This window comes from Streptomyces sp. NPDC001492, from assembly GCF_053597275.1.
Genome location: NZ_JBSFHW010000008.1, coordinates 144,801 through 157,667, shown reverse-complemented (window position 1 = coordinate 157,667; position 12,867 = coordinate 144,801). Strand labels below are relative to the sequence as shown.

Here is a 12,867-nt window from a genome sequence, read left to right as displayed (position 1 = left end):
TCCCGCACGGAACTTGTCAGTCGACGCGCGCATCCGCGTGGACGACCTCGAACTCCTCCAGTCCGATCACGGTCACATGCGCCTTGGCCGCACCCTCGTGCCGGGCCGCCGCCTGCGCCCCGCGGGAGGCGGCAAGGGCGTTGCGGTCCGTGAACAGGGCGCCGACCAGACCGCGTCCGCGCTCCCGGTCGACCAGCAGGGACGTCCTGGCCAGCCCGGACAGACTGTCGAGCCGGGGCACCACCGAAGCGCGGAAGGTCTCGGCGAGCAGATCCGCATCCATCGGGTCGAACTCCAGCCTGGTGAGCCGCAGTCCGCCGCCCGCCTCCGGCTGCCGCACCTGATGGACGACCACCGCCTCGTAGTTCTCCACGGCGGTCGTCGCCGCGAACGGCTCCAGCAGTGCGCCGCGCCGCTCACGCATGACCTCGTCGCTGTTGCGCCGGGCCTCCTCGGACTCCCACCAGCTCACCGCCAGCAGCTTGCCGAGCTCCCGGTCCACGAAGATGCCGGCCCCGCGGTAGCCCGGACGCTCCTCCAGCAGATCCCGCCCCTGCGAGTTCAGGGCCCTGATGGCCGTGTCGACCTTCGCGGGATCCCCGGTCGCATACACCGTGCGAACGAACATGACGCCTCGCCTCCCAGAAGTCGGGCGCATATCTGGATATTCCGTCCATCCAGTCTTCTCCTCCGGGCAAACCGCTGCAATCAGGTCCGGATACGGCCCCGTGGCACGGCAGTCCGGACCAAGGGGTTGACGGGGGCACGTAAAGAGGGCCACCTTGTACGGCACCCAAGTAAGGAAACTTTCCTAACAGAAGGGTCCCCCACAGTGCGCATACGAACACTGACCCTCGCCGCGGCCTCCGGGGCCGCACTGCTCGCCGCCGGAGTGCTCCCCGCGAACGCCTCCGGTACGGCAAGGCCGGCCTCCGCCCAGGAGGGCTCGGTCAGCGCGGCCGACCTGCTCGCCAAGGTGACGTCGTGTCAGCAGATCTCCCACGGCAAGTACAAGACGGACGACGAGACGTCGGCCACGGTCCCGGTCTGCGGCAAGAACGGCGCGGTCTTCTGGAAGGCCGACATGGACATCGACTGCGACGGACAGCGCACCTCGAAGTGCAATGAGAACACCGACCCCTGGTACCAGGACGACACGGCGTTCCACCAGTCCAACGGCAAGCCCCTCAAGGCCGATTCACTGCCGTACGTGGTCGTGCCCAGCTCCAGCAGCATCTGGAACTACTCCGGCGCCGGCATCAAGGGCGGCGGCGTGGTCGCCGTGATCTACAACAACAAGGTCGAGTACGCCGTCGTCGGCGACACCGGCCCCACGAAGATCATCGGTGAGGCTTCGTACGCCACCGCCCAGGCCCTCGGCATTGACAGCAACCCCGAGACCGGCGGCGCCGACTCCGGCGTGACCTACATCCTCTTCAAGAACTCGCAGGTGTCCCCCATCGAGAGCCACAGCGCGGCGGTCACGCTGGGGGATCAGCTGGCGAAGAAGTTCCTGCAGAACAACTGAGGCCACGGCGCACGCGAGCCGCAGGGCAGCCCAACTGTCCTGTCCAGGTCGGTTGGGCTGTCTCACATGGCGTGCGCGGCCGTGTGCACGGTGTGTGCCGCGAGGACGAACACGTCCGGGCGGTGGTGGACGCTCGCCTTGTCGTCGGGGTCGAGGAGCTGGTCGAGGGTGGCACGGTCGGTGGCGTCGAGGTGGTCGCCCAGGCCGTCACGGAGGCGGGAGAGGGAGGCGGCGACATAGGCGCGGGCGCGGTCCTTGGCCGGGGCCGGCAGGTCGAGCAGGAAGGTGCGGGTGCCGGTGGGCCTGAGGCCCGCGGCGGCCATCAGGGCCGGCCAGTCCTCGGTCTCGGCGACCGCGCCGGGCAGGCTCGAGCGCATCTCGGCGAACCACTCCTCCTCCAGCACGTCGAGGCGGGCCTGCAGACCGGGGCGGCCGATCCCGATGTCGCGCGGCAGGAAGCGCGCGGGCAGACCGCCCTCCATGAGCGCGAGGGTGCCGCCGGGCGCGAGCCGCGCGGCGAAGGCGGCCAGGGCGGCCCGCTGGTCGCCGATGTGGTGCAGGCTGCGGCTGGCCCACAGCAGATCGGCGGGGTAGTCCAACTCGTCCAGTACGCCCGGCAGTTCACCGGTCAGCGTGCCGAAGCGATCGCCGAGCCCCAGCCGGTCGGCACGGGCACGGGCCCGCTCCAGGAGCGGCGCCGAGCTGTCGACCGCGACGACCCGGGCCCCCGGGAAGGCCTCGGCGAGCAGACAGGCGACGACACCGGGTCCGCTGCCCGCGTCGACGATCAGCCCGGGTTCGGTCTGCTTGTCGGTCAGCCAGGTCATGGCCCGCTCGTAGAGGGACGTGAACAGCTCCGCCTGCGATTCCAGCAGCGGGGCCATCTCGGCCCAGTCGATGTCGGTGTGGTCGTGGTGATGACCGTGACCGTGCTCTCGGTGTCCGTGGTGGTGTCCTTGCGCCATGGAGGTCAGCCTCTCGTCCGGGTGCGACCCAGCGTGCTCCGACGCACCGCATGACGGCCAGCACGGTTGCCGTAACGGCAAAAGCCGGCGGCAAAAATGAGGTGCACGGTGCCTGACGGGTCATCGACGATGGCCCGATGGACGACGGACTGGTGGAGAGGTTCCTCGACGACGGGTTCGTGAAGATCGAGGGGGCGTTTCCGCCACGGGTCGCCGAGGACTGCGCGCGGCTGCTGTGGAAGGAGACGGGGTACGACCCCGAGGACCCCGGCACCTGGAAGGACCCGGTGGTGTGGGTGGGGGGAATGGCCCAGGGCCCGTTCGCGGCGGCGGCCAACACACCGGTGCTGCACATGGCGTTCGATCTGCTGGTGGGCGAGCGGCGCTGGGACCCCCGCTACTCACTGGGCAGTTTCCCGTTGCGCTTCCCGCACGAGGAGGAGCCGGAGGACGCCGGCTGGCACATCGAGGGCAGTTATCTGCCTCAGGGCACCGAGCTCTGGCACACCAATCTCCGCTCCAGGGATCGCGCCCTGCTGATGCTGTTCCTGTTCAGCGAGGTGACCGAGGACGACGCCCCGACCCGTGTCAGGGTCGGCTCCCACCTGGACGTGCCACCGGTCCTGGCGCCGTACGGCGACGAAGGCGCGGACTTCATGACGCTCGGCCCGCGGGTGGACGCCGCCTCCGCGCACCGCCCGCTCGCCCACGCCACCGGCCGCCCCGGCGACGTCTACCTCTGTCACCCCTTCCTGGTGCACGCCGCCCAGCCCCATCACGGCACCCGACCCCGTTTCATGGCGCAGCCGCCGCTGCACCTGAGGGAGCCGCTGGAACTGGAGCGGCGCGACGCCGACTACTCGGCGGTGGAGTTCGCGATCCGCCGGGGCCTGGCCCGGGGGGAGGGGTAGGCCCCGGCGGGGTCGGTCAAGCCGTCGGTCACTACGACAGCGGCGGGTACGCGTTCTGCATCAACTGCTGGAACTGCGCCGAGAACCAGTGGCCGGACAGTGGCGCGTTCGGCAGGGCACCGGACATGTTGTTGTTGTTGCGCGGGTTGCCCGTGTAGGTCGGGTCGCACATCCGGTCGAAGCCCTTGCCCTCGTCGTTCGGGACCGCCGAGCTGGCACCGTCGGACTCGCCCGGGGGCTTCATCCACACGTACGCGTCGATCCCGGCCGCGGGGCTGGCCTTGGGCCGTTCACCGAGGCCGGCGCCGGCCTGGTTGCACCAGTTGCCGGTGTTGAAGCGCCGGTCGATACGGCCGCCGTCGACGTAGGTGTTCACATCGGTCTGGGCGCCGGGACCGGTCGGCCGGGCGCTGCCGCCCCAGCCGTTGCGGGAGGTGTCGATGAGCATGCCGACGCCCGAGGGGAAGCCCTGGCTCACGGCCTCCTGGCGGAAGGCCTGGGCGTAGGAGAGCTCGTCGACGTACCGGTTCCAGTCGACCCACTTCGACTGGCGCACGGACGTGCCGTTCACGGTGTCGTTGATGGTGTAGTACGGCTCCTTCAACGCGCTGTAGTTGGCGGTGTTGGTGATGAAGCCATGGACGTCGTTCACCGTGGCACCCTCGGCGGTCGCCGCCTGCTTGATCGTCTGGACCGTCGCCGAGAAGTTGTCGTCCCAGCCGAGCCAGCCGTGGTGCCCGGCGTCCACGTAGTTGTAGACGTTGGGGACGTCACCGAGCTTGTTCAGCGCGTAGCCGACACCCTTGATGTAGTTGCCGTTCGCCTTCATCGTGTCGCAGTTGGGGGTGGCGGTGTTCCGCGGCGAGACGTTGGTGACGAGGTTCGGCAGGGAGTCGAGTTCGACCGTGGTGACGATCCGCAGCGAGGCGTACTTGGGATCGGCGAGGATCGCGGCGATCGGGTCGATGTACTGCGTCTTGTACTTGTCGATGTCCGTCGGACCGAACTCACCGTTGGAGGCGAGCGCGGCACAGTCGCGGCCCGGCAGGTCGTAGATCACCAGCTGGACGACGAGTTCGCCGCTGCCCTTCTGCTTCAGGGCCTCGTCGAGGTGCGCCCGCAGGCCCATCTTCCCGCCGGCGCCGTTGATCGCGGCGACCCGGTCCAGCCACACACCGGTGGGCTGGTTGGCGACGCGGCTGCCGCCCGGCTCGGCGGCGGCGTTGGCGGACCACTCCGGGTTCACGTACACCTTGGCGCCGGCGTAGGGGTTGTCGGCCTTCGGGCCGGTCGGACCGGGGTCGGTCGGGCCCGGATCGGTCGGGCCCGGGTCGGTCGGACCGCCGTCGACGTTGCAGGTCACACCGTCGAGGGTGAAGGTGGCCGGGACGGCGTTGCTGCCGCCGTAGGTGCCCTGGAAGCCGAAGCTGACCGAGCCGCCGGTGGCGAGGGTTCCGTTGTAGCTCTCGTTGGCTGCGGTGACGGCCGTCCCGCTCTGGCTGATCTTCGAGTTCCAGAAGTTGGTGATCTTCTGGTTGCCGGCGTACGACCACTTCACCGCCCAACTGCTCTTGGCGGCGCTGTTGTTGGTGACCGTGACGGCGGCGGTGAAGCCGGAGCCCCAGTCGTTCTGCACCTTGTAGTCGACGGTGCAGGGGACGGAGGCCGCCAAGGCGTCGCCGGGGACGAAGGCCGTCGCGGTCCCGGCGGTCCCGGCGACCAGCGCCAGGGCGGCGAGTAACGCTGTTCTGGTACGACTCATGAGTGCGGGTTTCCTTCTCCATGCGTGAATTGCGGGATACGGGACTTACGGGTTGATGGCGCGCAGGTGATCGCGCAGCCCGGTGCCGTACGACGTGGGGGTTCCGTCGTAATTGGAGATCAGGGAGGGACCGGAGGAGCAGTCCCAGGTGTTCCAGGTCCAGCCGAGGTAGGACAGGCCGCGGTCGTCGAACCACTTCATGACCTGGTCGACGAAGGAGTGCGAGCAGGTGTTCTCGCCGATCTCTCCGGCCATCAGCGGCACCTGGGCCGCGACCGGGGCGAGGGTGGAGTTCCAGCAGCTCTCGTTCGCGCAGGAGTTGAAGTTGTAGACGTGGTAGGCGGCGACGAGATTGCCCGTCGGGTCGGTGGGCCTGTACGTCAGCCACTGGCCGAGGTCGTTCGAGTACGCCAGACCGCCGGCCATGACGACGTTCCTGGCGCCGGTGCCGCGCACGGCGTCGACGAGGTCCTGCATCCCGGCGACCTGGTAGCCGATCCCGGGGCAGGTGCCCCCGTCCTTCCAGCACTGCCACGCCTGGGTGGTGGTCGAGGTCGCCCGGTCCGGGTACGGCTCGTTGAACAGGTCGAACACGACCGCCGGGTCGGCCTTGAAGGTGCTCGCCACCGACGACCAGAACGACGGTGTGTACTGCATGTCGGGCATCGGCTTCTGGCAGGTCGCGTGTACGTCGGAGCAGCCCGCCGAGTTGCCGGTGTACTGGCCGTAGGTCCAGTGCAGATCGAGGACCGGCGTCAGACCGTGCGCCTCGGCCATGGTCACCAGGTCCTTGACGGCGGCGATGTAGTGGGCGCCCGCGTACTCGGGCTTGACGGTGGAAAGACCCAGCCAGCACTCCTCGTTGAGCGGGATGCGGACGGTGTTCGCCTTCCAGTCGGCGATCGCCCTGAGCGCGGCGTCGTCGACCGGGCCGTCCCAGATGCCCCGGCCCTGCACGCACATGAACTCGCCGCCGGAACGGTTGACGCCGAGCAGCCGGCGGTTCCTGCCGTCGGCGTCCACCAGCTTGTTCCCGGAGACATGCAGGGCGGGCGCGGTGCCACCGGCGGGCGGCCCGGTCGGGGGCGGGGAGGGCTCCGTATCGGCGTTGCACGTCGTCCCGTTGAGCTTGAACGACGTCGGTACGGCGTTCGTCCCCGACCAGGAGGCGAGGAATCCGGCGCTGACGCTCGCGCCGGTGGCCAGCGAGCCGTTGTAGCTCTCGTTGGCCGCGGTCACCGTCGTACCGGACTGGGACCACTTGGCGTTCCAGCCCTGGCTGACCTTCTGGCCGCCTGCGAAGTCGAAGCCGAGGCTCCAACTGCTCATGGCTGCCGTGTTGTTGGTGATCTTCACGGCGCCCTGGAAGCCGTTGTCCCACTGGCTGGTGACGGAGTACTCCACCGAGCAGGCGGGGGTGGCTCCCTGTGCCGTGACGACCGGTGCGACCGCCGTGCCCACCAGGGCCATGGCGGCGGCAACAAGTAAAAGACCTGAACGCGGGGGGTGTCGCATGAGCGAGTCCTTGCAGTTCGGGCGCGCCGTGACGGACGCGTCGACTGATGGAGTCGCTCCCACTGGTGTCCATGAAGCTAGCGCCAAGTGACGGCAAAGGACAGGGGAGTCACAGACTTTCCTGACTTTCCCTCAGCTAAATGGCGTCGAATCTTTTCGACTCTTCAAGCACCTTGACCGCCCTCACCCCCGTCCCCACTATGGGAGCGCTCCCACTGGTTCAAGGCTTGTTGCTCCTCCCTTCCCCCCACTCTTTTTTCCGAGCCGCAAGGAGGAACCAGCACATGCAGCCCAGCAGGAGACACAGAGCCGCGCGGCGGTTGTGGACCGCCGTGGTGGCGGCCCTCGCTCTTCCGCTCACCATGCTCGGCACCGGTACGACTCCCGCTCATGCGGCGGCACTTCAGTGCAGCGTCGACTACAAGACCAACGACTGGGGCTCCGGCTTCACCGCCGACCTCACCCTCACCAACCGCGGAACCGACGCGATCAACGGCTGGACGCTGACGTACGCCTACAGCGGCAACCAGAAGCTCAGCAACGGCTGGAACGGCACCTGGTCCCAGTCCGGTCAGTCGGTCACCGTGAAGGACGCCGGGTACAACGCGAAGATCGCCGCGGGCGCAGCGGTCTCCACCGGCGCACAGTTCACCTACAGCGGCACCAACGCCGCCCCCACCGGTTTCGCGATCAACGGCACCACCTGCACCGGCGCACACCAGCCGCCGGTCACCGTGCTGACCAGCCCCGCCGCGGGCGCGGTCTACACGCAGGGCGACCCGGTCCCGCTCGCGGCCACCGCCGCCGCGGCCGACAACGCGACCATCAGCAAGGTCGAGTTCTACGACGATACGACCCTGCTGGGCACGGACACCAGCGCGCCCTACAGCCTCTCCGCCTCCGGTTTGACCGTGGGCAGTCATTCGCTGGTGGCGAAGGCGTACGACAGCCTGGGCGCGTCCGCGGAGTCGACGCCCGTCGGCATCACGGTCGCCTCGGGTCCCGCCGTGGTGGCCTCGCCGACCCAACTGGGCGTCCAGCAGGGGAAGTCGGGCACCTACGACGTGAAGCTGTCGACGCAGCCGAGCGCCAATGTGACCGTCACGACGGCCCGCGCGAGCGGCGCCTCCGGCCTGTCGGTCACGGGCGGCGCCACGCTCACCTTCACGCCCTCCAACTGGAGCACCGCACAGAAGGTGACCATCACCGCCGACGCCTCCGGCACCGGTGCGGCGTCCTTCGAGTCGACGGCGACGGGGTACACGAAGGCGACGGTCACGGTGACGGAGCTGGCGGCCTCGAAGGCGTACGACGCCCGCTTCCTGGATCTCTACGGCAAGATCACCAACCCGGCGAACGGCTACTTCTCCCCCGACGGCATCCCGTACCACTCGGTGGAGACGCTGATCGTCGAGGCGCCGGACCAGGGCCACGAGACCACGTCGGAGGCCTACAGCTACCTGCTCTGGCTGCAGGCGATGTACGGCAAGGTCACCGGTGACTGGTCCAAGTTCAACGGCGCGTGGGCCCTCATGGAGAAGTACATGATCCCCACCCACGCCGACCAGCCGACCAGCTCCTTCTACAGCGCCTCCAAGCCGGCGACCTACGCGCCCGAACTGGACACCCCGAACGAGTACCCGGCGAAGCTGGACACGTCGGTCTCGGTCGGCTCCGATCCGATCGCGGGCGAGCTGAAGAGCGCGTACGGATCGGACGACGTGTACGGCATGCACTGGCTGCAGGACGTCGACAACGTCTACGGCTACGGCAACACGCCGGGCGGCACCTGCGAGGGCGGTCCCACGGCGAAGGGACCGTCGTACATCAACACCTTCCAGCGCGGGCCGCAGGAGTCGGTCTGGGAGACGGTGCCGCAGCCGACCTGCGACGCCTTCAAGTACGGCGGCACGAACGGGTACCTGGACCTGTTCACCGGCGACTCGTCCTACGCCAAGCAGTGGAAGTTCACCGACGCCCCGGACGCCGACGCGCGTGCGGTGCAGGCCGCGTACTGGGCGGATGTGTGGGCGAAGCAGCAGGGCAAGGGCGCGGACGTCTCCGCGGCCGTGGGCAAGGCCGCGAAGATGGGCGACTACCTGCGCTACGCGATGTACGACAAGTACTTCAAGAAGATCGGCAACTGTGTCGGCCCGTCCACCTGCCCGGCCGGTACCGGCAAGGACGCCTCCGACTACCTGCTGTCCTGGTACTACGCCTGGGGCGGCGCCACCGACACCAACGCGGGCTGGGCCTGGCGCATCGGCTCCAGCCATGTGCACGGCGGCTACCAGAACCCGCTCGCCGCGTACGCGCTGAGCTCCTACGCCGACCTGAAGCCGAAGTCGGCGACGGGCGCGACCGACTGGTCCAAGTCGCTGCAACGGCAGCTGGAGTTCTACCAGTGGCTGCAGTCGTCCGAGGGTGCCATCGCGGGCGGTGCGACCAACAGCTGGGCGGGCCGGTACGCGACTCCGCCGGCGGGGACGTCGACCTTCTACGGCATGTACTACGACTGGCAGCCCGTCTACCACGACCCGCCGTCCAACCAGTGGTTCGGCTTCCAGACGTGGTCGATGGAGCGGGTCGCCGAGTACTACCAGCAGACGGGGAACGCGCAGGCCAAGGCGGTCCTCGACAAGTGGGTCAAGTGGGCGCTGTCCAAGACCACGATCAACCCGGACGGCACCTATCGGATCCCCGCGACGCTGCAGTGGTCGGGCCAGCCCGACACCTGGAACGCGTCGAGTCCCGGGTCCAACAGCGGGCTTCACGTGACCGTCGCCGACTACACCAACGACGTGGGTGTGGCGGCCTCGTACGCCAAGGTCCTGACGTACTACGGCGCCAAGTCCGGTGACGCGACCGCCAAGTCGACGGCGAAGGCCCTGCTGGACGGCATGTGGAACAACTACCAGGACAGCCTGGGCATCGCCGCGCCGGAGACGCGTACCGACTACAGCCGGTTCAACGACAGCGTGTACGTGCCGAGCGGCTGGAGCGGCAAGATGCCGAACGGCGACGCGATCAACTCGTCGTCGACGTTCTCCTCGCTGCGGTCGTTCTACAAGAACGACCCTGCCTGGTCGAAGATCCAGGCGTATCTGGCGGGCGGGGCGGCGCCGTCGTTCACGTATCACCGGTTCTGGGCCCAGGCGGACATCGCCTTGGCCATGGGCTCGTACGCGGAGCTTCTGGAATAGCCCTGCGAGGCGCTCCGCGGGTGGGCGGTTCTTGACTGCGGGTCCGTTGTCGCTGGTCGCGCCCGCGCGGCGGTAGCCGCAAGTCCAGCACAGTCCCGCGCCCCTCAAGGGGCGCTCCCGCACCGCCGGGCGATCCCCACCCGCACGGGGGGTCGCCCGGCACTCGCGCGCCATGGAGAAGGCACTGGCCCACTCCGTCCCCACATCCCGGAAAGGACCCCCCGTGCGAAGAACCCGCATCCTCACTGCCGTGCTCGCGCTCGCCGCCGGGCTGCTTGCGGGCACACCGCCTGCGCTCGCCTCCGGCAGCACCCCGAACGTGAGGGTCGCCGCGGACACGTACACCTGGAAGAACGCGCGGATCGACGGGGGCGGCTTCGTCCCCGGCATCGTGTTCAACCGGAGTGAGAAGAACCTGGCCTACGCCCGCACCGACATCGGTGGCGCGTACCGCTGGCAGGAGGCGACCAAGACCTGGACGCCGCTGACGGACTCGGTCGGCTGGGACCAGTGGGGGCACACCGGGGTCGTCAGCCTGGCCTCCGACTCCGTCGATCCGGACAAGGTGTACGCGGCCGTCGGCACGTACACCAACAGCTGGGACCCGACGAACGGTGCCGTACTGCGGTCCGCCGACCGCGGCGCAAGCTGGCGGAAGACCGATCTGCCGTTCAAGCTCGGCGGGAACATGCCCGGCCGGGGCATGGGCGAGCGGCTCGCGATCGACCCGCACAAGGACAGCGTGCTGTATCTGGGCGCGCCCAGCGGCAAGGGGCTCTGGCGGTCGACGGACTCCGGTGCGACCTGGTCGCAGGTGACCGGCTTCCCCAACGTCGGCAACTACGTGCAGGATCCGAGCGACACCAGCGGATACGCCTCCGACAACCAGGGGATCGTCTGGGTCACCTTCGACGAGTCCACCGGTACGTCCGGTACGGCGACGAAGAACATCTACGTCGGGGTCGCCGACAAGGACAACGCGGTGTACCGGTCGACGGACGCGGGCGCCACGTGGACCCGGCTGTCCGGGCAGCCGACGGGATATCTGGCGCACAAGGGTGTGCTGGACGCGAAGAACGGCTATCTGTACCTCGCCTACAGCGACAAGGGCGGCCCCTACGACGGCGGCAAGGGCCGGCTGTGGCGGTACGCCACCGCGACCGGCACCTGGACCGACATCAGCCCGGTCGCCGAGGCCGACACGTCCTACGGCTTCAGCGGACTGACGATCGACCGGCAGCGTCCCGGCACGGTGATGACGACCGCGTACAGCTCCTGGTGGCCGGACACCCAGATCTTCCGCTCCACCGACAGCGGCGGCACCTGGACGAAGGCCTGGGACTACACCTCGTACCCGAGCCGCTCGAACCGCTACACCATCGACGTCTCGTCGTCGCCCTGGCTGACGTTCAACGCGAACCCCTCACCTCCCGAACAGGCCCCGAAACTCGGCTGGATGACGGAGTCGCTGGAGATCGACCCGTTCGACTCGGACCGGATGATGTACGGCACGGGGGCGACCCTCTACGGCACCGAGAACCTCACCAAGTGGGACAGCGGGGGCCAGTTCACCGTGAAGCCCATGGTGCAGGGGCTGGAGGAGACGGCCGTCAACGATCTCGCATCTCCCCCGTCGGGCGGCGCCCAGCTGTTCAGCGCCCTCGGTGACATCGGCGGCTTCCGGCACACGGACCTGACCAAGGTCCCCTCGATGATGTTCACCTCGCCGACCTTCACCACGACGACCAGTCTCGACTTCGCGGAGACCGACCCGAACACGGTCGTGCGGGTCGGCGACCTCGACTCCGGTCCGCACATCGCGTTCTCCACGGACAACGGGGCCGACTGGTTCGCGGGTACGGACCCTTCGGGTGTCTCCGGCGGCGGGACGGTGGCCGCGGCCTCGGACGGCAGCCGGTTCGTGTGGAGCCCCGCGGGCACCGGCGTGCAGTACACGACCGGCTTCGGGACTTCCTGGGCCGCGTCGAGCGGCATCCCCGCGGGCGCGACCGTCGAGGCCGACCGGGTCGACGCGAAGACCTTCTACGGCTTCAAGTCAGGGAAGTTCTACGTGAGTTCGGACGGCGGAGCGACCTTCACCGCGTCCTCGGCCACCGGCCTCCCCAGCGGCGACAGCGTGCGCTTCAAGGCGCTGCCCGGCACGAAGGGTGACGTCTGGCTCGCGGGCGGCGCCCCCGACGGCGCCTACGGGCTGTGGCACTCCACGGACGGCGGGGCGAGCTTCACCAAGCTGTCGAACGTCGAGCAGGCCGACACGATCGGCTTCGGCAAGGCGGCGACGGGGGCCTCGTACCAGACCCTCTACACCAGCGCCAAGGTAGGCGGCGTACGCGGCATCTTCCGCTCGACCGACAAGGGCGCGAGCTGGACCCGTATCAACGACGACGCCCACCAGTGGGGCTGGACAGGCGGGGCGATCACCGGCGACCCGCGTGTCTACGGACGGGTGTACGTCTCCACCAACGGCCGGGGTGTCGTCTACGGCGACACCTCCGACACGGGCGGCGGCGGGGACAACGGCGGCGGCACGGACCCGACGCCGACCGGCGCCTGCACCGTGACCTACAAGATCACCAACCAGTGGTCGGGTGGCTTCCAGGCCGACGTCCAGCTCACCAACACGGGCTCGAGCGCCTGGAACGGCTGGTCACTCGGCTGGACCTTCGCGGACGGCCAGAAGATCACCCAGCTGTGGAACGCCGGCCACACCCAGTCGGGCGCGGCGGTGACGGCGAGGAACGTGAGCTGGAACGGCACGGTGGCGGCCGGTTCGTCCGTGGGCTTCGGGTTCACGGGCAGCTGGTCGGGGGCGAACACGAAACCGAGCTCGTTCAAGCTGGGCGACCAGACCTGCACGGTCGGCTGACTGGGCCGAACGGTTGCCGGGAGTGATCCTCGAGTTGCGGAGGGCAGAGGGCCACCTGAATCTGATTGAACCTGATCAAGGAAGGTCCGGTCCCAC

The 12,867-nt window shown here is 68.9% G+C and carries 8 protein-coding genes; 4 read left to right on the top strand and 4 right to left on the bottom strand.

Going from position 1 to position 12,867, the window contains the following annotated elements; translation table 11 throughout:
- Nucleotides 1–16: 16 nt before the first annotated feature.
- Nucleotides 17–628 (bottom strand): hypothetical protein, encoded by a 612-nt coding sequence (locus tag ACWC1K_RS13290; protein WP_450830980.1) that lies wholly within the window; start codon nt 626–628, stop codon nt 17–19.
- A gap of 204 nt (nt 629–832) precedes the next feature.
- Here ACWC1K_RS13290 and ACWC1K_RS13285 point away from each other — a divergent pair, with 204 nt between their 5' ends.
- Entirely contained in the window at nt 833–1,528 is a 696-nt protein-coding gene (locus tag ACWC1K_RS13285; RefSeq protein ID WP_450830978.1) for a glycoside hydrolase family 75 protein, read from the top strand.
- Nucleotides 1,529–1,590: 62 nt separating this feature from the next.
- On the opposite strand, the gene ACWC1K_RS13280 is transcribed toward ACWC1K_RS13285, so the two are convergent.
- Nucleotides 1,591–2,493 carry a class I SAM-dependent methyltransferase gene (locus ACWC1K_RS13280; protein WP_450830977.1) on the bottom strand — a complete coding sequence of 301 codons (903 nt, stop codon included), beginning with the start codon at nt 2,491–2,493 and terminating at the stop codon, nt 1,591–1,593.
- A gap of 137 nt (nt 2,494–2,630) precedes the next feature.
- Here ACWC1K_RS13280 and ACWC1K_RS13275 point away from each other — a divergent pair, with 137 nt between their 5' ends.
- Nucleotides 2,631–3,404, top strand: coding sequence for a phytanoyl-CoA dioxygenase family protein (locus ACWC1K_RS13275; protein WP_450830975.1), 774 nt, complete (start codon nt 2,631–2,633; stop codon nt 3,402–3,404).
- Between the two features lie 31 nt (nt 3,405–3,435).
- Here ACWC1K_RS13275 and ACWC1K_RS13270 read toward each other — a convergent pair whose 3' ends face one another.
- Together ACWC1K_RS13270 and ACWC1K_RS13265 are read right to left on the bottom strand one after the other, a co-directional pair.
- Nucleotides 3,436–5,166 (bottom strand): glycoside hydrolase family 6 protein, encoded by a 1,731-nt coding sequence (locus tag ACWC1K_RS13270; protein WP_450830973.1) that lies wholly within the window; start codon nt 5,164–5,166, stop codon nt 3,436–3,438.
- Between the two features lie 45 nt (nt 5,167–5,211).
- On the bottom strand, nt 5,212–6,681 hold the full coding sequence (locus ACWC1K_RS13265) for a cellulase family glycosylhydrolase (protein WP_450830972.1): 1,470 nt from the start codon (nt 6,679–6,681) through the stop codon (nt 5,212–5,214).
- 284 nt (nt 6,682–6,965) lie between these two features.
- On the opposite strand from ACWC1K_RS13265, the gene ACWC1K_RS13260 reads away from it, so the two are divergent.
- Both ACWC1K_RS13260 and ACWC1K_RS13255 read left to right on the top strand, forming a co-directional pair.
- Nucleotides 6,966–9,884 (top strand): glycoside hydrolase family 48 protein, encoded by a 2,919-nt coding sequence (locus ACWC1K_RS13260; protein WP_450830971.1) that lies wholly within the window; start codon nt 6,966–6,968, stop codon nt 9,882–9,884.
- A gap of 223 nt (nt 9,885–10,107) precedes the next feature.
- Nucleotides 10,108–12,771 carry a cellulose binding domain-containing protein gene (locus ACWC1K_RS13255; RefSeq protein ID WP_450830969.1) on the top strand — a complete coding sequence of 888 codons (2,664 nt, stop codon included), beginning with the start codon at nt 10,108–10,110 and terminating at the stop codon, nt 12,769–12,771.
- Nucleotides 12,772–12,867 lie beyond the last annotated feature (96 nt).

What these genes read in the sequence shown, in the direction of transcription:
- ACWC1K_RS13265 (WP_450830972.1), bottom strand. Translation starts at nt 6,681, where the DNA reads ATGCGACACCCCCCGCGTTCAGGTCTTTTACTTGTTGCCGCCGCCATG.
- ACWC1K_RS13270 (WP_450830973.1), bottom strand. Translation starts at nt 5,166, where the DNA reads ATGAGTCGTACCAGAACAGCGTTACTCGCCGCCCTGGCGCTGGTCGCC.
- ACWC1K_RS13280 (WP_450830977.1), bottom strand. Translation starts at nt 2,493, where the DNA reads ATGGCGCAAGGACACCACCACGGACACCGAGAGCACGGTCACGGTCAT.
- ACWC1K_RS13260 (WP_450830971.1), top strand. Translation starts at nt 6,966, where the DNA reads ATGCAGCCCAGCAGGAGACACAGAGCCGCGCGGCGGTTGTGGACCGCC.
- ACWC1K_RS13290 (WP_450830980.1), bottom strand. Translation starts at nt 628, where the DNA reads ATGTTCGTTCGCACGGTGTATGCGACCGGGGATCCCGCGAAGGTCGAC.
- ACWC1K_RS13275 (WP_450830975.1), top strand. Translation starts at nt 2,631, where the DNA reads ATGGACGACGGACTGGTGGAGAGGTTCCTCGACGACGGGTTCGTGAAG.